We start from the raw sequence: 20082 nt of genomic DNA on the forward strand, positions 1-20082 counted from the left end.
GCTGGCCGTGCCCGGTTCGTGGTCTCGCATGATGCGCTCAGGCGTGGGTGCCGCCCTGGGCGGCGAGCGCGGCTTCGAGCGCCTTGATGCGCTCGCGCAGCTTGTCGAGGTTGCGCACGAGCGCGGCGCTCTTGTTCCATTCGCCGTGGTCGACGGCCGGGAACGCGCTGGTGTAGATGCCGGCTTTCGGCAGCGACTTCGATACGCCCGACTTCGCGGTGATGATCACGTAGTCGCCGAGCGTCACGTGGCCGGCGATCCCGGCCGCGCCACCGATCATGCAGTGGCGGCCGATCGTCGTGCTGCCCGCGATGCCGGCGCTGCCGGCGATCACGGTGTACGCGCCGATCCGGCAGTTGTGGCCGATCTGGACCTGGTTGTCGATCTTCACGCATTCCTCGATGACGGTATCCGCCATCGCGCCGCGATCGATCGTCGTGTTCGCGCCGATTTCGACGTCCGGGCCGATCGTCACGCCACCGACCTGCGGGATCTTGACCCAGCTGCCGGTGCGCGCGTCGCCGTCGCCGACGAAATCCGGTGCGAAGCCGAAGCCGTCGGAGCCGATCACGGCGCCCGCATGGACGATCGCGCGCGGGCCGATCTTGCAGCCGTGGTACACCGATGCATTCGGATAGAAATGAGAGCCGGCGCCGATCGTCGTGCCGCGGCCGACGAATACGTTCGCGTCGAGCTGCACGCCGTCTTCGATCACCGCGCCGGCCTCGATCGTCACGTGCGGGCCGATCACCGCGGTCGCGGCGACCATCGCGGCCGGATCGATCGTCGCGCTCGGATGCACGCCGGCCGCGCGCGGCGGCGTGGCCAGATCGATGAACATCTGCGCGACGCGCGCGAAGTACGCGTACGGATTCGGCGTCACGATGAAATTGCGACCGGCGGCGGCCGCACCCAGCTTTTCCAGATCCTTCGGTGCGATCAGGACCGCACCGGCACGGGTCGATTCGACCTGCGACAGGTACTTCGGGTTCGCGAGGAACGCGAGCTGTTGAGGGCCCGCCTGGTCGAGCGGTGCGAGCCCGCCCACCTTGCACTGTGCGTCGCCGGCGATCTCGCCGCCGAACCGTTTTACGAGTTCCTCAAGCGTCAATGCCATTCGTCGTCTGCTCCGTTCAGTTCGTCGAGCCGGACGCGAGCGCCTTGAGCACCTTGTCGGTGATGTCGATGCGCGGGCTGACGTACACGGCTTCCTGCACGATCAGGTCGTAATTCTGCTGCTCGGCGATCTGCTTGATGACCTTGTTCGCCTTGTCCAGCACGGCCGCCAATTCTTCGTTGCGACGCTGGTTCAGGTCTTCGCGAAATTCGCGCTGCTTGCGCTGGAAGTCGGTATCGAGCTGCGCCAGATCACGCTGCTTCTGCGCGCGATCGGCCGCCGACAGCGACGTGCCGTTCTTGTCCAGCGAATCGGACATCGACTTCAGGCGTGCCGCCAGGTCCTGCAGATCCTTGTCACGCTTCGCGAACTCGGCTTCGAGCTTCGTCTGCGCCGCCTTCGCGGGTGCCGACTCGCGCAGGATCCGATCCGAATTGACCGCCGCGATGCGGGCGACGTCCTGTGCGTGCACCGTTGCCGCGCCCAGGGCCAGCGCAACGGTCAGCGCGCACATCACTCGTTTCGAAAACTTACCGGTTAGCAAAATTACCCTCTCGTTGCTGTTGTCATGCGTTCGTTCAGAACGCCGTCCCGATCTGGAACTGGAATTTCTGGTACTGGTCGCCTTCGTGCTTCTGCAGCGGGAAGCCGAGGCTCAGCTTCAGCGGGCCGATCGGCGAGATCCACGCGAGACCCACACCGTAGCCGTAGCGCAGGCCGTTGGCGCCCGTACTCGTGCCGCCCGGCGCGTTGCCCCACACGTTACCGCCGTCGAGGAACGTGAACACGCGCAGCGTGCGGTCGTAACCGGTGCCCGGCAGCGGGAACGTCAGCTCGATGTTGCCGACCAGCATCTTCGAACCGCCGATCGGGTCGTTCGTCTTCGTGTCGCGCGGGCCCAGCGAGCTCGGCTCGTAACCCCGCACGGAGCCGATACCACCCGCGTAGTAGTTCTTGAAGATCGGGTACGGGTTGCCGATACCGTTACCGTAGCCGCCTTGCAGGTTCAGGCCCAGGATGAAGCCGCGCGAGAACGAATAGTAGTACTGCGCCTGCAGGTCGGCCTTGTAGTACTGGATCTTGCCGACCGGCACGCCGTATTCGATGTTCGCCTGCGTGAAGTAGCCGCGGCTCGGAATCAGCGCGCTGTCACGCGCGTCGCGCGACCATGCCACCGTCAGCGGCACCGTGTTCGACACGCGGCCGAACTCGTTCACGTAGTCCTGGTAGCTCTGCGGCGTGTTCGAATCGACGTCGAGGCGGTTCTGCTCGAAGCCCGCACCGAAGTACACGGTGTCGACTTCCGAGAACGGAATGCCGAACTTCAGGTTGCCGCCCGCGCTGATGATCCGGAAGCTCGAGCTCGTCGAGTAGTAAAGCGGCTGGTACGTGCGGTAGTAGACGTCCGTGATCCGCTTGATGCCGTCGACCGTGAAGTACGGGTCGACCTGCGTGACGGTCAGCGTGCGGTAGCTCTTCGCGGTGTTGACGTTCACCGACAGGCTCGTGCCCGAACCGAACACGTTGTCCTGCGACACGCCGGCCGACAGCACGACCTTGTCCGTCGACGAGAAACCGGCACCCAGCGTGATCGCGCCGGTCGGCTTTTCGTCGACCTTCACGTTCACGTCGACCTGGTCGTTCGTGCCGTCGACCGGCACCGTCGTCACGTCGACGTTGGTGAAGTAGCCGAGGCGGTTCACGCGGTCCTTCGACAGCGCGAGGCGGTTCGAGTCGAACCACGAGCTTTCGAGCTGGCGCATTTCGCGGCGCACCACTTCGTCGCGCGTGCGCGTGTTGCCGACCACGTTGATGCGGCGCACGTACACGCGGCGGCTCGGATCGACGACGAGGTTCAGGTTGACCTTGTGGTTCGCCTGGTCGATGTCCGGCTGCGCGTTGACGGTCGCGAATGCGTAGCCGTATTCACCGAGCTTGTCGACGATCGACTTGGTGGTCTGCTGCAGCTTTTCGGCCGAGAAACGGTCGCCCGGCTTGATCTTGATCAGCTTGTTGAGTTCGGCCTCGCGATCGAGCAGATTGCCCGACAGCTTGATGCCCGACACCGTGTACGGCTCGCCTTCGTGCAGCGTGACCGTCAGATACATGTCCTTCTTGTCCGGCGAGATCGACACCTGGGTCGACTCGATGTTGAACTCGAGGTAACCGCGGTTCAGGTAGTACGAGCGCACCGCTTCGAGGTCGCCCGTGAGCTTTTCCTTCGAGTACAGGTCGTTCTTCGTGTACCAGGAGAACCAGTTCGGCGTCGACAGCTGCATCTCGTCGCGCAGCGTGCTGGTGCTGAACGCCTTGTTGCCGATGAAGTTGATCTGGCGGATCTTCGCGCTCGGGCCTTCGGCCACCGCGAACAGGATCGACACGCGGTTCGCGTCGACCGGCGTGATCGTCGTCTTGACCTCGGCCGCATAGAAGCCGCGCGTCAGGTACTGGCGCTTGAGCTCCTGCTCCGCCTTGTCGACGAGCGCCTTGTCGTAGTAGCGGCCATCGGCGAGGCCGACCGCGCGCAGCGCCTTCGTCAGGTTGTCCTTGTCGAATTCCTTCGTGCCGGTGAAGTCGATCGACGCGATGGCCGGACGCTCCTGCACCTGCACGATCACGACGTTGCCCTGCGTGGCGATGCGCACGTCGTTGAAAAAGCCCGTCGCGTACAACGCGCGGATTGCTTCGGATGCCTTGTCGTCCGTGAAGGTATCGCCCTGCTTGATCGGCAGATAGGCGAACACCGAACCCGCTTCGACGCGCTGCAGCCCCTCGATCTTGATGTCTTGCACCACGAACGGTGCCGCTGCATGCGCCGCGAGGCCGTGCGCGGCGAGCGCGGCCGCTGCAACTGTCTTAGGTACAAAGCGATGAGGTTTGAACAACATGCATCCCCAATATTTAGCTGCATCAAATCGGGCGGCTGGCCAGCGGCCGCCGCCTGACGCTTCAGAAATGGATTAACCGAGCCAGATCGTTGAACAGCGCGATCGCCGACAATGCGACGATGCAGATCAACCCGGCTCTTTGCAGAATCAGCTGCCAGCGCTCCGAGACGGCTTTCCCGGTCGCGGCTTCAACCGCATAATATAACAGATGCCCCCCGTCCAAAACGGGAATCGGCAACAAGTTCAGGACGCCAAGGCTAATGCTGACAAGGGCGAGGAACGACAGGAACGCCGACGGACCGAGCCGCGCGCTCTTGCCTGCGTAGTCGGCGATCGTCACCGGGCCGGACAGGTTCTTCAGCGACGCGTTGCCCGTGATCATCCGCCCGAACATCTTCAGCGAATACACGGAAATGTCCCACGTGCGGCGCGCGCCGAGCCGCAGGCTCTCGATCGGCCCGTAGCGCACGTCCACCGACGGCGCGTGCATCGACAGCGCCGCGCCGATGCGGCCGACCTGCTGCCCCGATTCGTCGTCGCGCTGCATCTGCGGCACGATCGCGACCGTCTGCGCGGCGCCGTTGCGTTCGATCTGCAGGTCGAGCGGCTTGCCCGCATGGTGCTTCACCGTGTCGATGAAGCGCGACGCGCCGCCGATCGGCTTGCCGTCGAGCGCGACCAGCTTGTCGCCGACCTTCAGGCCGGCCTGTTCCGCCGCGCTGCCCGGCTGCACCGACGCGACCGACAACGTGCCGCCGCCGGCCTCGAAGCCCAGATGGGCCATGAAGTCGTCGTCGAGCTGGCTGTCGGGTACGTTGCGGAGATCGACGCGGAAATCGAACGTCGCATTGCCGTCGCGCGCGCCGAGCACGACCTCGCGATGGTCGAACGCGGCCGACAGCAGCTTCCAGCGCAGGTCCGACCACGATCGCACCGGTTCGGACTCGCCGCCCTGCGCATTGCGGATCGACACGATCGTCTCGCTGCCGTCGAAGCCCGCGCGGGCCGCCGCGGTGCCGACGGCCGGCGGCGCGACGATCGCGGTCGGTTCGGTCACGCCGGTGGCGAATACGAGGGAGAACAGCGCGATTGCCAGCAGGAAGTTCGCAATCGGCCCGGCCGCGACGATCGCGATGCGCTTGTAGACCGACTGGCGGTTGAATGCCTGGCCGAGCACCTCGGGCGGAATGCCGGGGCCCGGATCGCGCTCGTCGAGCATTTTCACGTAGCCGCCGAGCGGCAGCGCGGACAGGGTCCACTCGGTGCCCGTCCGGCGGCTGACCCAGCGCGCGACGGGCTGGCCGAAGCCGATCGAGAAACGCAGCACCTTCACGCCGCACCAGCGCGCGACGCGATAATGTCCGTACTCATGCACGACGACCAGTACCCCGATCGCCACCGCAAACGCGACCAGTTCGACCAGCACGTTCATGAGCACCCCATTCAGACAGTACGCTCCACGCGTGGCGCAGGCGCTTTCGCAATGATCGCGGCGGCGAGGCGGCGAGCCTCGGCATCCGCCGCGAGGACGTCGTCGAGCCCGTCGGGCGCGCGGTTCGGCAGCGTGTTGAGCACGGCGTCGACCGTCGCCGCGATCGCCATGAAGCCGATCCGGCGCTCGAGAAATGCTTCGACCGCGACTTCGTTCGCCGCGTTCAATGCGGCGCTCGCGATACCGCCTTCCTCGAGCGCCTTCAGCGCGAGCGCGAGGCACGGGAAGCGCGCGTAATCGGGCTTCTCGAACGACAGCTGGGCGATCTGCGCGAGGTCGAGCTGGTCGACGCCCGCGTCGACGCGCTCGGGAAACGCAAGCGCGTGCGCGATCGGCGTGCGCATGTCGGGGTTGCCGAGCTGCGCGAGCACCGAGCCGTCGCGGTACGACACGAGCGAATGGATCACGCTCTGCGGGTGGATCAGCACGTCGATCCGGTCGCCCGGCAACCCGAAGATCCAGTGCGCCTCGATCACCTCGAGGCCCTTGTTCATCATCGTCGCGGAATCGACCGAGATCTTGCGGCCCATCACCCAGTTCGGGTGCTTGCACGCTTCGTCCGGCGTGACGTCGACCAGCGTGGCCGGTTCGCGCGTACGGAACGGGCCGCCCGACGCGGTCAGGATGATCTTCGAGATCCCGCCGTGCTCAGCTGCGTCGCGCGGCATGCACTGGAAGATTGCGTTGTGTTCGCTGTCGACCGGCAGCAGGATCGCGCCATGGTCGCGTACGGCGTCCATGAAGATCGCGCCCGACATCACGAGCGCTTCCTTGTTCGCGAGCAGGATCCGCTTGCCGGCGCGTGCGGCCGCCAGGCTCGGCGCGAGGCCGGCCGCGCCGACGATCGCCGCGACCACCGTGTCGCAGCCGTCGCTCTTCGACACGTCGACGAGCGCCTGCGGCCCGTGCAGCACGACCGTCTTGCTGCCGGCCGCGCGCAGTTTGGCGTCGACGTGCGCGGCCGTCGCGGCATCGCCGACCACCGCCACTTCAGGCGCGAAGCGCAGACACTGCTCGACGAGCTTGTCGCCGTTGCGGTGCGCGGTCAGCGCATAGACCGAGAAGCGCTCGGGATGGCGCGCGACCACGTCGAGCGTGCTGTCTCCGATCGAGCCCGTGGAACCGAGCAATGTCAGACGTTTTTGCATAACAGGAATAATGGTTTAACCAAGCAGCAGCATCGCGAGCGGCAGCACCGGCAGCAGCGCGTCGACACGATCGAGCACGCCGCCGTGGCCCGGCAGCAGTCCGCTCGAATCCTTCACGCCCGCCTGCCGCTTCAGCAGCGACTCGAACAGGTCGCCGATCACGCTGTACGCGACCAGCAGCGTCAGCGCGGCCCACGCGCCGGGCATCCCGTAGCGCATGGCGAATGCAGAAAACAGGGTCGGTTCGAACGCATGCACGGCCATCGCGACACCGGCGACGACCATCACCGCGAACCAGCCGCCGATCGCACCCTCCCAGCTCTTGCCGGGGCTGATCGTGATGGCCAGTTTACGCTTTCCGAAGGCCTTGCCCGCGAAGTATGCGCCGATATCGGCCAGCCAGACGACCAGAAGCAGCGACAGCACGAACGGCACGCCCTGCGCGCGGGCTGCCACGAGCGCATGCCAGCAGGCGGCGAACACGACGAGGCCGGCGGCCAGCAGGAACGGCCGCCACACGCCGCCCGCGAGTTCGGGCTTGCGCCGCAGCGCGAACGGGCCGACCAGCAGCCAGAACACGCCGGCCGCCATGAAAAGGGGACGGGACGATGCCGCATCGACGCCGAGCGGCGCGGTGGCCGCGAGCGCGAGCGCCGCGACGAGCGCATAGACGACCGGGCCGGCGCCGCCGAGCTTGAGCAGGCGCGCCCACTCCCACGCGGCGAACACGAGCACGACGCCGATCAGCGCACCGAACCCGGCGAGCGGCGCGAACAGCGTCACCGGCAGCAGCACTGCCAGCATCACGATCGCCGTGATCACACGGGTTTTCAGCATGAAAGGGAGTCGGCGTTCTGCGATTGCGGTTCGAGCTGCGCACTCGTGCGCCCGAAACGGCGCTCGCGCTCGGTATACGACGCCATCGCGTCGGCCAGTGCCGCGCCGTCGAAATCCGGCCAGTACTTGTCGGTGAAATAGAATTCGGCGTACGCGAGCTGCCACAGCAGGAAGTTGCTGACGCGCTGCTCGCCACCGGTGCGGATGAAGAGATCGGGCTCCGGCGCATAGGCCATCGCCAGGTGCGGCGCGAATGCATCCTCGGTCACTTCGACCTCGCGACCTTCGCGCACGGCCTGCTCGACGAGCTTCTTCGTCGCCTGCAGGATGTCCCACCGGCCGCCGTAGTTGGCCGCGATGGTGAGCGTCAAACGGGTATTGCGCGCCGTCTTGGTTTCGGCGCGGCGAATCAGTTCGCGGATGCGCGGCTCGAAACGGTCGAGATCGCCGACGACACGCAGGCGGATCCCGTTCGCATGCAGCTTGCCCACTTCGCGCTCGAGCGCGGTGATGAACAGCCGCATCAGGAACGACACTTCGTCGTTCGGCCGGCGCCAGTTTTCCGAACTGAACGCGAACAGCGTCAGGTACTCGACGCCGGCGCGCGCGCAGCCTTCGACCACCGCCCGCACGGCATCGACGCCGCGGGTGTGCCCCGCGACGCGCGGCAAGCGGCGTTCGGTCGCCCAACGGCCGTTGCCGTCCATGATGATCGCGATGTGACGCGGCACGACGCCGACGTCAGGCACGCGAACGGTAGAGCTGGTATAGGTCATGGCCGTTGAGACAGTAATGCGGGAAGAAGGCGGCGCGCGAGGACGGTCGTCAGACCGTCATGATCTCGGCTTCCTTGGTCTGCACGAGCTTGTCGACTTCGGCAACGTGCTTGTCGGTCAGCTTCTGCACGTCGTCGCTCGCACGGCGCTCGTCGTCTTCCGAGATTTCCTTGTCCTTCACGAGCTTCTTCAGCGCTTCGTTCGCGTCGCGGCGCAGGTTGCGGATCGCGACCTTGGCCGTTTCGCCTTCGCTCTTCACGACCTTGGTCAGCTCGCGGCGGCGCTCTTCCGTCAGCGCGGGCATCGGCACGCGGATCAGGTCGCCGGCCGTTGCCGGGTTCAGGCCCAGATCGGCTTCGCGGATGGCCTTCTCGACCTTCGCGACCATGTTCTTTTCCCACGGCTGCACGCCGATCGTGCGCGCGTCGACGAGCGTCAGGTTCGCGACCTGCGAGATCGGCACCATCGAGCCGTAGTAGTCGACCTGCACGTGATCGAGCAGACCGGTGTGCGCACGGCCCGTACGGATCTTGGCCAGATCGTTCTTGAACGCTTCGATCGAGCGCTGCATCTTTTGCTCGACGCCCTTCTTCACATCAGCGACACTCATTTCAACCTCCGAACCTTCAAACCTTCAAAGAACGCGGGCCCCGCCCGGCGCATGTCGCGCGCCGCGGCCGGCAACCCGCGCCGGTCGCCCGCATCCGCGGGAGTTTACACGTGGACGAGCGTACCTTCGTCCTCGCCCAGCACGATGCGCTTGAGCGCGCCCGGCTTGTTGATCGAAAACACGCGAATCGGCAGCTTCTGGTCGCGGCACAGCGCAAACGCCGTCGCGTCCATCACCTGCAGGTTGCGGCTGATCGCCTCGTCGAAGCTGATCGTCGTGTAGCGCGTGGCCGACGGATCCTTCTTCGGATCGGCAGAATATACGCCATCGACCTTGGTCGCCTTCAGCACGACTTCGGCGCCCACTTCCGAGCCGCGCAGCGCGGCGGCGGTATCCGTCGTGAAGAACGGGTTGCCGGTGCCGGCCGCGAAGATCACGACGCGGCCTTCCTCGAGCTGACGGATCGCGCGGGGCCGGATGTACGGCTCGACGACCTGGTCCATGCGCAGCGCGGACTGCACGCGCGCCTCGATGCCCGCGTGGCGCATCGCGTCCTGCAGCGCCAATGCGTTCATCATCGTCGCCAGCATCCCCATGTAGTCGGCCGTCGCGCGGTCCATGCCGGCCGCGCCGCCCGCGACACCGCGGAAAATATTACCGCCACCGATCACGACCGCGAGCTGCGTGCCGAGACGCACGACTTCGGCGATATCGGCCACCATCCGTTCGATCGTCGCGCGATTGATGCCGAAGGCATCGTCGCCCATCAGCGCTTCGCCGGAGAGTTTGAGGAGGACGCGTTTATAGGCATTGGACATAGGGGCTTCCGAGCGACGAGAGGATGACAACCACGAACTGTAGGGGCGAAATACTGATTCGGGCAAGCGCCGCCGACCGGACCGGGGTTCCCGGCCGGCCGGCGACGCCGCCGGCCGCGGCGGAGCGGACGCCCGCCGCGGATACTGCCTGACTGCTTACTGCTGCTTTGCTGCTGCGACTTGCGCGGCCACTTCGGCGGCGAAGTCGTCCTGGCGCTTCTCGATGCCTTCGCCGACGACGAACAGCGCGAACTTCTGCACCGCCGCATTCGCTGCCTTCAGCATCTGCTCGATCGTCTGCTTGTCGTTCTTCACGAACGTCTGGTTCAGCAGCGACACTTCCTTCAGGTACTTCTGGACGCTACCGTCGACCATCTTCGCGACGATTTCGGCCGGCTTGCCCGATTCCGCGGCCTTCTGCTCGGCCACGCGGCGTTCCGTCTCGATCAGTTCCGCCGGCACGTCGGCCGACGACAGCGCGACCGGCTTCATCGCCGCGATGTGCATCGCGACGTCCTTGCCGACCTGCTCGTCCGCGCCCGTGTACTCGACGATCACGCCGATACGCGCGCCGTGCAGGTACGTCGCGATCTTGTTGGCGGTTTCGAAACGGACGAAACGGCGGATCGACACGTTCTCGCCGATCTTGCCGATCAGCGCGAGGCGGACTGCGTCGACGGTCGAGCCGTCGAGCGGCAGCGCCGACAGCGCGGCCACGTCGGCCGGGTTCTGCGTCGCGACGAGTTCCGCGACCGTCTTCGAGAATGCGAGGAAGTCGTCGTTCTTCGCGACGAAGTCGGTTTCGCAGTTCAGCTCGACCAGCGCGCCCGCGTTGCCGCCGACGAACGAGGCGACGACGCCTTCAGCCGTCACGCGCGATGCGGCCTTGCTCGCCTTGTTGCCGAGCTTGACGCGCAGCAGTTCTTCAGCCTTGGCCAGATCGCCGTCGGCTTCCGTCAGCGCCTTCTTGCACTCCATCATCGGTGCGTCGGTCTTCGCGCGCAGTTCTGCCACCATGCTTGCGGTAATTGCCGCCATCATTCGCTCCTTGAGTCTGTATTCACAACGCCGCCCGCTTGGACGCGAACGGCCGAGATTCGTTTCCGGACCCGCGCCGATTCGGCGCGATCAGGTCCGGCGCACAAGCTTAAAAAAAGGGGGCCTGTTGAGAGCCCCCTTTTTGCGCCGGCTCGGGGCCAGTTACGCGTTTTCCTCGACGTACTCGTCGTCGCCGCGTGCGGCCTGGACCACTTCGTTGACCGCGTTCGCACGGCCTTCGAGGATCGCGTCGGCCACGCCTTCGGCGTACAGCGCGACTGCCTTGCTCGAGTCGTCGTTACCCGGGATCACGTAATCCACACCTTCCGGCGAGTGGTTCGTATCGACCACGGCGATGACCGGCACGCCCAGCTTGTTCGCTTCCGTGACGGCGATCTTGTGGTAGCCGACGTCGACAACGAAGATCGCGTCCGGAATGCCGCCCATGTCCTTCACGCCGCCGATCGACTTCTGCAGCTTGGCAATTTCGCGTTCGAACAGCAGCGCTTCCTTCTTGCTCATCTTCTCGAGCTCGCCCGCCTCGACTGCCGCTTCCATGTCCTTCAGGCGCTTGATCGACACCTTCAGCGTCTTGAAGTTGGTCATCATGCCGCCGAGCCAGCGTGCGTTGACGTACGGCATGCCCGCACGTTGCGCTTCCTGGGCGATCGTGTCACGCGACTGGCGCTTCGTGCCGACGAACAGGATCGTGCCGCGGTTCGCTGCCAGCTGGCGCACGTACTTCTGTGCGTCCGTGAACATCGGCAGCGTCTTTTCGAGGTTGATGATGTGAATCTTGTTGCGGTGACCGAAAATGAACGGAGCCATCTTCGGGTTCCAGAAGCGCGTCTGGTGACCGAAGTGGACACCCGCTTCCAGCATTTGGCGCATCGTAACTGCCATGTAAATTCTCCACGAGGGTTGGGTCTTAAGCCGGCTGCCGTACCGCCGCGCGAACCCGCCACGAAGGCGTGAATTCCGCACGGACGGCACCCTGGTTGCGCCGGCTTGCGATTCGGCACGCGCAAAACGCCCGTGCCGTAAGCCTTTCACCGCGATGCCGCCCCAACTTGGGGCAAATTCGGCATTTGGATATCGACTTAGCCAAAGAGTATAGCACGCGGATTTGTCCGCTCTCAAGTCGCTCGGCACTTTCGCTTGCCGCGCGGCAGCGGGCCGGGCAATCCGCGAAAACCCGCATCCGCGCGGCCCGCAGGGGCTGCGAGGCCCGCCATAAGGTGCGATAATCCGTCAATTCACCGCATTCCAGGCATACCTCGATGGCTATTACGCTCAAAAACGAACACGATATCGCGGAGATGCGCGTCGCCTGCCGTCTCGCGAGCGAAGTGCTCGACTTCATCACGCCGCACGTCGTCGCGGGCGTCACGACCGCCGAACTCGACCGCCTCTGCCACGAGTTCATGCTCAACGAGCAAGGCACGATCCCCGCGCCGCTGAACTACCAGCCGCCCGGCTATCCGCCGTACCCGAAGGCCACCTGCATTTCGGTCAACGACGTGATCTGCCACGGCATTCCCGGCGAGAAGGTGCTCAAGAACGGCGACGCGCTGAACATCGACATCACCGTGATCAAGAACGGCTATTTCGGCGACACCAGCCGGATGTTCATCGTCGGCGAGGGCTCGATCCTCGCGAAGCGCCTCGTGCAGACCACCTACGAATGCATGTGGCTCGGCATCGACCAGGTCAAGCCCGGCGCGCATCTCGGCGACATCGGCCATGCGATCCAGAAGCACGCGGAGGCGCAGGGCTACAGCGTCGTGCGCGAATATTGCGGCCACGGCATCGGCACGGTGTTCCACGAGGATCCGCAGGTCGTCCACTACGGCCGTCCGGGCACCGGCATCGAACTGAAGGCCGGGATGATCTTCACGATCGAGCCGATGATCAACGCCGGCAAGCGCGACATCCGCACGATGCCCGACCAGTGGACGGTCAAGACCCGCGACCGCAGCCTGTCCGCGCAGTGGGAGCACACGGTGCTCGTCACCGAAACCGGCTACGAAGTGCTGACCGTGTCTGCCGGCACGCCGGCGCGCCCGGTGTTCGCACAGCCGGCCGCCGCCGTCTGAGCGCCGTCGCGCCCCGCCCGCCCCACTTTCGCACCTGAACGGCCGCCCATGAGCGCTCACGCTGCCCCCTCGCCCGAAGCGCTGTCGCGGCGCGCCGAATTCAAGGCCGCCAAGACGGAGATGCTCGAGCGCTTTCGCCGCGCGGCGAACGTCGCGTCGCTGATGCACGCGCTGTCGAAACTCACCGACGATGCATTGAAACGCGTGTGGGACGACTGCGGACTGCCCGCGACGCTCGCGCTCGTCGCCGTCGGCGGGTACGGGCGCGGCGAGCTCGCGCCCTATTCCGACGTCGACATCCTCGTGCTGCTGCCGGATGCGCACGACGCGGCGCTCGACGCGCGCATCGAGCGCTTCATCGGCATGGCGTGGGATCTCGGCCTCGAGATCGGCAGCAGCGTGCGCACGGTCGCGCAGTGCATCGAGGAGGCGTCGCAGGACGTCACGGTGCAGACCTCGCTGCTGGAAGCGCGCCGCATCGTCGGCAGCACCGCGCTGTTCGAGCGCTTCACCGTGCGCTACCACGAAGCGCTCGACGCCCGCGCGTTCTTCACCGCGAAGGTGCTGGAGATGCGCCAGCGCCACGCGAAGTTCCAGGACACGCCGTACAGCCTCGAACCGAACGTGAAGGAAAGCCCGGGCGGGCTGCGCGACCTGCAGACGATCCTGTGGATCGCACGCGCGGCCGGCTTCGGCAGCAGCTGGCGCGAACTCGACACGCGCGGCCTGATCACCGACCGCGAAGCGCGCGAGCTGCGCCGCAACGAAGGGTTCCTGAAGACGCTGCGTGCGCGGCTGCACGTGATCGCCGGGCGTCGCCAGGACATGCTCGTGTTCGACCTGCAGACGCAGGCCGCCGAAAGCTTCGGCTACCAGCCGACGCAGGCCAAGCGGGCGAGCGAGCAGCTGATGCGTCGCTACTACTGGGCCGCGAAAGCGGTCACGCAGCTCGCGACGATCCTGATCCAGAACATCGAGGCGCAGCTGTTCCCCGCGACGAGCGGCATCACGCGCGTGCTGTCGGCCGATCGCTTCGTCGAGAAACAGGGGATGCTCGAGATCGTCGACGACGGCGTGTTCGAGCGCCATCCCGACGCGATCCTCGAAGCCTTCCTGCTGTACGAAACGACGCGTGGCGTGAAAGGCCTGTCCGCCCGCACGCTGCGCGCGCTGTACAACTCGCGCGAGATCATGAACAACGCGTGGCGCCGCGATCCGCGCAACCGCGACACGTTCATGCGGATCCTGCAGCAGCCCGAAGGCATCACGCACGCGTTCCGGCTGATGAACCAGACGAGCGTGCTCGGCCGCTACCTGCTGAATTTCCGCCGCATCGTCGGGCAGATGCAGCACGACCTGTACCACGTGTACACGGTCGACCAGCACATCCTGATGGTGCTGCGCAACATCCGCCGCTTCGCGGTAGCCGAGCATGCGCACGAATACCCGTTCTGCAGCCAACTGATCGGCAACTTCGAGCGCCCTTGGGTGCTGTATGTCGCGGCACTGTTCCACGACATCGCGAAGGGCCGCGGCGGCGACCACTCGACGCTCGGGATGGCCGACGCGCGGCGCTTCTGCCGCGAGCACGGCATCGCCGGCGACGATGCGGCGCTGATCGTGTGGCTCGTCCAGCATCACCTGACGATGAGCCAGGTCGCGCAGAAACAGGACACGAGCGACCCCGAAGTCATCAAGCGCTTCGCCGAGGTCGTCGGCAACGAGCGCTATCTCACCGCGCTCTACCTGCTGACCGTCGCCGATATCCGCGGCACGAGCCCGAAGGTGTGGAACACGTGGAAGGGCAAGCTGCTCGAGGATCTGTACCGCATCACGCTCGCGGTGCTCGGCGGCGCGAACCCCGACGCGCATTCGGAGCTGAAGTCGAGACAGGAGCAGGCGCTCGCGCTGCTGCGCCTGGAAACCGTGCCGGACGATGCGCACCGCGCGTTGTGGGATCAGCTCGACGTCGGCTTCTTCCTGCGTCACGACGCGGCCGACATCGCATGGCAGACGCGTGTGCTGTACCGGCACGTGAACGCCGAAACCGCGATCGTCCGCGCGCGGCCGTCGCCGATCGGCGACGCGCTGCAGGTGCTCGTGTACGTGAAGGACCGCCCCGACCTGTTCGCGGGCATCTGCGCGTATTTCGACCGCAACGGGCTGTCGGTGCTCGATGCGCGCGTCAGCACGACGCGGCACGGGTATGCGCTCGACAACTTCATCGTCACGCAGACCGAGCGCGACGTGCGCTACCGCGACATCGCAAACCTCGTCGAGCAGCAGCTCGCGGCGCGGCTCGCCGAAACCGCCCCGCTGCCGGAACCGTCGAAGGGCCGCCTGTCGAGGCTGTCCCGGACGTTTCCGATCACGCCGCGCGTCGACCTGCGGGCCGACGAGCGCGGTCAGTACTACATCCTGTCCGTGTCGGCCAACGACCGGCCGGGCCTTCTCTATTCGATCGCGCGCGTCCTCGCCGAACATCGGATCGGCGTCCATGCGGCGCGGATCAATACGCTCGGCGAGCGCGTCGAAGACATCTTCCTGCTCGCGGGTGCCGGCCTGTCCGATAACCGCCTGCAGATCCAGCTCGAAACCGAATTGCTGCGTGCGATCGCAGTCTGAATGAATCCCAGCGTTTATGCGCACCAAATTAACCGTCAAGAATCCGAAGCCGGCGTCGCCGACTCGCGCCCCTGTCCGCTCCGGCAGCCTCGTCGCCCGCAAGGCGGTGCGTCCCGCCGCGCCGCCCGCAGGCGACAAGCCGGCCCGCCCGAAGAAGGCGCCCGCGGCCGCCGCCACCGGCGAGCGCTCGTTCAAGCCGCGCGGCGCCGCCGGCGCCGAACGCCCGGGCGCGGATCGCGCACCGGCCAAGCGCGCGCCGCGTGACGGCGGTGCCGAGCGCGGCACGCGCGCGCCGTACCGCGACAATGCAGCCGGTGAAGGCGCGAAGCGCAGTTTCGGCGACCGTCGCACGTCGTCGGATCGCCCGCCGCGCCGCGATGACGATGCGCGTCCGCGTCGCGCGGGTGGCGACGAAGGCAAGCGCCCGTCCTATCGCGACAACGCATCCGGTGAAGGCGCGAAGCGCGGCTTCGGCGAGCGTCGCACGTCTTCCGATCGACCGCCGCGCCGTGATGACGACGCACGTCCGCGCCGCGCAGCGGGCGCCGACGACAGCAAGCGTCCGTCCTACCGCGATAAGGCCGCCAGCGAAGGCGCGAAGCGCAGCTATGGCGACCGCCGTACGTCGTCGGATCGCCCGCCGCGCCGTGATGACGACGCACGTCCGCGCCGCGCAGCAGGCGGTGACGACAGCAAGCGCCCGTCGTACCGCGACAAAGCCACCGGCGAAGGCGCGAAGCGCAGCTATGGCGACCGCCGTACGTCGTCCGATCGCCCGCCGCGCCGCAGCGACGACGATACGCGTCCGCGCCGTGCAGCGGGTGGTGACGACAGCAAGCGCCCGTCGTACCGCGACAAGGCCGCCGGCGAAGGCGCGAAGCGCGGCTTCGGCGACCGCCGCACGTCGTCCGATCGCCCGCCGCGCCGTGATGACGACGCACGTCCGCGCCGCGCAGCAGGCGCCGACGACAGCAAGCGTCCGTCCTACCGCGACAAGGCCGCCAGCGAAGGCGCGAAGCGCAGCTTCGGCGACCGCCCCGCCCGCCCGGCGCGCGACGGCGACCGCCGTTCGTTCGGCGCGGTGAAGACCGCGCAACCCGTCAAGCGCGCGACGGCCGACGTCGACTACGGCGACGAAACGGGCCTGATGCGCCTGTCGAAGCGGATGTCCGAGCTCGGCATGTGCTCGCGCCGCGAAGCCGACGAATGGATCGAAAAGGGCTGGGTGCTCGTCGACGGCGAACGCATCGACACGCTCGGCACCAAGGTGCGCGCCGACCAGAAGATCGAGATCGACGAGCGTGCGAGCGCCGCGCAGGCCGCGCAAGTGACGATCCTGCTGCACAAGCCGGTGGGCTACGTGTCGGGCCAGGCGGAAGACGGCTACGAGCCGGCGGCCGTGCTGATCACGCGCGCGAACCGCTGGAGCGGCGATCATTCGCCGGTGCGCTTCTCGCCGCAACACCTGCATGCGCTTGCGCCGGCCGGCCGTCTCGACATCGACTCCACCGGCCTGCTGGTGCTGACGCAGAACGGCGTGATCGCGAAGCAACTGATCGGCGAGCAGTCGGACATCGACAAGGAATACCTGGTGCGCGTGCGCTTCGGCGAACGACTGATCGACATCGACCAGCACTTTCCGGCGGAATCGCTCGCGAAGCTGCGCCACGGCCTCGAACTCGACGGCGTCGCGCTGAAGCCCGCGATGGTGAGCTGGCAGAACGGCGAGCAGCTGCGCTTCGTGCTGCGCGAAGGCAAGAAGCGCCAGATCCGCCGCATGTGCGAACTGGTCGGCCTCGACGTGATCGGCCTCAAGCGCGTGCGGATGGGCCGCGTGATGCTCGGCGCGCTGCCGCAGGGCCAATGGCGCTACCTGTCGGCCGACGAGACGTTCTGACCGCAGGCATCCGGTACGCCATCCAATGAAAAAGCCCGCTCGAGCGGGCTTTTTTCTTGTCTGCCGAAAACGGGCCGATCAGTCGTCGTCGGCCGGATCGAGCCCCGGGAACAGCACCTCGGTGAAGCCGAAGCGCGTGAAATCGGTGATCCGCATCGGATACAGCTTGCCGATCAGGTGATCGTATTCGTGCTGGACCACGCGCGCGTGGAACCCCTCGGCGACACGATCGATCTTCTGGCCGAACTGGTCGAAGCCGCTGTAGCGCACCTTCGCGTAGCGGCTGACGACGCCGCGCATCCCCGGCACCGACAGGCAGCCTTCCCAGCCCTCTTCCATGTCCGGCGGCATGTACTCGATCTTCGGGTTGATCAGCACGGTTTCGGGCACCGGCGGCGCATCCGGGTAGCGGTTGTTGTTGCCGAAGCCGAAGATGATGATCTGCAGCCCGATGCCGATCTGCGGCGCGGCCAGCCCGGCGCCGTTCGCGTGGTGCATCGTCTCGAACATGTCCGCGACGATCTCGTGCAGCTCGGGTGTATCGAACCGCTCGACCGGTTTGGCGACTTCGAGCAGGCGCGGATCGCCCATCTTCAGGATCTCGCGAATCATGGCGTATTACCCTCCAGGAGTTGGTGCAGACCGTCTTCGTCCAGCACGGGGATGCCGAGTTCCTCGGCCTTCGCGAGCTTGCTGCCGGCTTCGGCGCCCGCGACCACGTAATCCGTCTTCTTCGATACCGAGCCGGCCACCTTGGCGCCCGCCGCTTCGAGCATTTCCTTCGCCGCATCGCGCGTCAGATTCGGCAGCGTGCCGGTCAGCACGACCGTCTTGCCGGCTAGCACGCCCTGCGGCGCTTTCGGCGCGGGCGGCCCTTCCGGCCACGTGACCTTGCCCGGCGCGCGCAACTGCTCGATCACCGTCCGGTTGTGCTCTTCCGCGAAGAACTGGTGAATCGACTCGGCGACGATCGGTCCGACGTCGTTCACTTCGAGCAGTTCCTCGATCGACGCGTCCATGATCGGCGTCAGAGAGCCGAAATGCTTCGCGAGATCCTTCGCGGTCGATTCGCCGACATGGCGGATGCCGAGCCCGTAGATGAAGCGCGCGAGCGTCGTGTGCTTCGCCTTCTCGAGCGAATCGAGCAGATTCTGCGCGGACTTCTCCGCGAACCGGTCGAGTTCGGCCAGCGTCGCGAACCCGAGATTGAACAGGTCGGCCGGCGTGCGCACCAGATTCAGTTCGACGAGCTGATCGATGATCTTCTCGCCGAGACCGTCGATGTCGAGCGCGCGGCGTTGCGCGAAATGCCACAGCGCCTGCTTGCGCTGCGCCGGGCAGAACAGCCCGCCGGTGCAGCGCGCGATCGCCTCGTCCGGCAGGCGCTCGATCTTCGAGCCGCACACCGGGCATTCGGTCGGCATCACGAATTCGGCCGCGTCTGCCGGGCGCCGGTCGAGCAGCGCGCCGACCACTTCCGGAATCACGTCGCCCGCGCGGCGCACGATCACGGTGTCGCCGATCCGGATGTCCTTGCGGCGCACTTCGTCCTCGTTGTGCAGCGTCGCGTTGGTCACGGTCGCCCCGCCGACGAACACCGGCTCGAGGCGCGCGACCGGCGTGATCGCGCCGGTGCGGCCGACCTGCACGTCGATCGCGACGAGCTTCGTCAGCGCTTCCTGCGCGGGGAACTTGTGCGCGAGCGCGAAGCGCGGCGCACGCGACACGAAGCCGAGCCGCTCCTGCTCGTCGCGCCGGTTGACCTTGTAGACGACGCCGTCGATGTCGTATGGCAGCGACTCGCGCTTCTCGCCGACCTTGCGGAAGAAGTCGAGCAAACCTTCGGCGCCGTGCACGACCGCGCGCTCGCGGTTCACCGGCAGGCCGAACGCCTCGTACCAGTCGAGCAGCGCGCTGTGCGTGTCGGGCATCGGCATCCCGTCGAGCACGCCGATCCCGTACGCGAAGAACGACAGCGGCCGCTGCGCGGTGATCTTCGAGTCGAGCTGGCGCAGGCTGCCGGCCGCCGCGTTGCGCGGGTTCGCGAATTCGCGCTGCTCGGCCGCGCGCTGGCGTTCGTTCAGGCGTGCGAAATCGCGCTTGAACATCAGCACCTCGCCGCGCACGTCGAGCACGGCCGGCACGTGCTTGCCCTTCAGTTTCAGCGGAATCGAGCGGATCGTGCGCACGTTCTCGGTCACGTCCTCGCCCGTCGTCCCGTCGCCGCGCGTCGCGGCCTGCACGAACACGCCGTTCTCGTAGCGCAGCGAAATCGCCAGGCCGTCGAACTTCAGTTCGCACGCGTATTCCACGGGGTCGGTCACCGAGCCGGCGAGATCGGTCGCCTTGGCGAGCGCATCAGCGACGCGCTTGTCGAACGCGACGATGTCCTCGTCGGCGAAGCCGTTGTTCAGCGACAGCATCGGCGCATCGTGGACGACCGGCGTGAAGCCGCCGGCCGCTTCGCCGCCGACGCGCTGCGTCGGCGAATCGGGCGTCACGAGTTCGGGATGGTCGGTTTCGAGCTGCTGCAGCTCACGGAACAGCCGGTCGTATTCGGCGTCGGGCAGATCCGGCTGGTCGAGCACGTAATAGGCGTAGTTCGCCCGCTCGAGTTGGTCGCGCAGCCACGCGGCGCGCGCGTCGGGCTGGCTGGCTGGCGGTTCGGCTTGGGTTCGGGCCATGCTGGCGGCAGAGTCGTTCTGAAAAAAATCGGATGCCCGATTATCTCAGTTTGACG

General features: G+C 66.6%; 16 protein-coding genes. 3 read left to right on the plus strand and 13 right to left on the minus strand.

Annotated elements, in window-relative coordinates; genetic code table 11:
• Positions 1-37: 37 nt before the first annotated feature.
• The 11 genes from lpxD to rpsB all read right to left on the minus strand — a co-directional run bounded on the left by lpxD (position 38) and on the right by rpsB (position 11627).
• Entirely contained in the window at positions 38-1117 is a 1080-nt protein-coding gene (lpxD, locus tag KU887_RS10715) for a UDP-3-O-(3-hydroxymyristoyl)glucosamine N-acyltransferase (protein WP_060211373.1), read from the minus strand.
• Positions 1118-1133: 16 nt separating this feature from the next.
• Positions 1134-1631 (minus strand): OmpH family outer membrane protein, encoded by a 498-nt coding sequence (locus tag KU887_RS10720; RefSeq protein WP_006495557.1) that lies wholly within the window; start codon positions 1629-1631, stop codon positions 1134-1136.
• Between the two features lie 64 nt (positions 1632-1695).
• Complete coding sequence (gene bamA / locus KU887_RS10725) at positions 1696-4005, minus strand: outer membrane protein assembly factor BamA (RefSeq protein ID WP_006493237.1); 2310 nt, start codon at positions 4003-4005, stop codon at positions 1696-1698.
• A 61-nt stretch (positions 4006-4066) separates the two neighbouring features.
• Positions 4067-5437 (minus strand): RIP metalloprotease RseP, encoded by a 1371-nt coding sequence (rseP, locus tag KU887_RS10730; protein WP_258250055.1) that lies wholly within the window; start codon positions 5435-5437, stop codon positions 4067-4069.
• An 11-nt stretch (positions 5438-5448) separates the two neighbouring features.
• On the minus strand, positions 5449-6645 hold the full coding sequence (locus KU887_RS10735) for a 1-deoxy-D-xylulose-5-phosphate reductoisomerase (RefSeq protein WP_006483824.1): 1197 nt from the start codon (positions 6643-6645) through the stop codon (positions 5449-5451).
• A 15-nt stretch (positions 6646-6660) separates the two neighbouring features.
• Positions 6661-7482, minus strand: a complete 822-nt coding sequence (locus tag KU887_RS10740; RefSeq protein WP_006483814.1) for a phosphatidate cytidylyltransferase — start codon at positions 7480-7482, stop codon at positions 6661-6663.
• Positions 7476-8258, minus strand: coding sequence for a polyprenyl diphosphate synthase (gene uppS / locus KU887_RS10745; protein WP_006478494.1), 783 nt, complete (start codon positions 8256-8258; stop codon positions 7476-7478). Before uppS ends, KU887_RS10740 begins: the two co-directional genes overlap by 7 nt.
• A gap of 49 nt (positions 8259-8307) precedes the next feature.
• Complete coding sequence (frr, locus tag KU887_RS10750) at positions 8308-8868, minus strand: ribosome recycling factor (RefSeq protein ID WP_006483822.1); 561 nt, start codon at positions 8866-8868, stop codon at positions 8308-8310.
• Positions 8869-8972: 104 nt separating this feature from the next.
• Positions 8973-9686 (minus strand): UMP kinase, encoded by a 714-nt coding sequence (pyrH, locus tag KU887_RS10755; protein ID WP_006402648.1) that lies wholly within the window; start codon positions 9684-9686, stop codon positions 8973-8975.
• Positions 9687-9842: 156 nt separating this feature from the next.
• Positions 9843-10724 carry a translation elongation factor Ts gene (gene tsf, locus KU887_RS10760; protein WP_006483826.1) on the minus strand — a complete coding sequence of 294 codons (882 nt, stop codon included), beginning with the start codon at positions 10722-10724 and terminating at the stop codon, positions 9843-9845.
• A 162-nt stretch (positions 10725-10886) separates the two neighbouring features.
• On the minus strand, positions 10887-11627 hold the full coding sequence (gene rpsB / locus KU887_RS10765; RefSeq protein WP_006483818.1) for a 30S ribosomal protein S2: 741 nt from the start codon (positions 11625-11627) through the stop codon (positions 10887-10889).
• A 377-nt stretch (positions 11628-12004) separates the two neighbouring features.
• Here rpsB and map point away from each other — a divergent pair, with 377 nt between their 5' ends.
• From map to KU887_RS10780, 3 genes are read left to right on the plus strand one after another with little or no spacing between them, the layout of a single operon-like run.
• On the plus strand, positions 12005-12820 hold the full coding sequence (gene map, locus KU887_RS10770; RefSeq protein WP_006483813.1) for a type I methionyl aminopeptidase: 816 nt from the start codon (positions 12005-12007) through the stop codon (positions 12818-12820).
• A gap of 48 nt (positions 12821-12868) precedes the next feature.
• Positions 12869-15445 carry a [protein-PII] uridylyltransferase gene (locus KU887_RS10775; protein WP_006483828.1) on the plus strand — a complete coding sequence of 859 codons (2577 nt, stop codon included), beginning with the start codon at positions 12869-12871 and terminating at the stop codon, positions 15443-15445.
• A gap of 16 nt (positions 15446-15461) precedes the next feature.
• A complete protein-coding gene (locus KU887_RS10780; RefSeq protein ID WP_080466963.1) occupies positions 15462-17342 on the plus strand; it encodes a pseudouridine synthase in 1881 nt (626 codons plus the stop codon).
• A 78-nt stretch (positions 17343-17420) separates the two neighbouring features.
• Here the strand turns inward: KU887_RS10780 and def are convergent, their stop codons facing one another.
• Positions 17421-17954, minus strand: a complete 534-nt coding sequence (gene def, locus KU887_RS10785) for a peptide deformylase (protein WP_058901579.1) — start codon at positions 17952-17954, stop codon at positions 17421-17423.
• Complete coding sequence (ligA, locus tag KU887_RS10790) at positions 17951-20026, minus strand: NAD-dependent DNA ligase LigA (protein WP_006498678.1); 2076 nt, start codon at positions 20024-20026, stop codon at positions 17951-17953. Before ligA ends, def begins: the two co-directional genes overlap by 4 nt.
• Between the last annotated feature and the right edge of the window lie 56 nt (positions 20027-20082).

The sequence above is a fragment of the Burkholderia sp. EMB26 genome (genome assembly GCF_024730645.1).
GTDB lineage: Bacteria > Pseudomonadota > Gammaproteobacteria > Burkholderiales > Burkholderiaceae > Burkholderia > Burkholderia cenocepacia.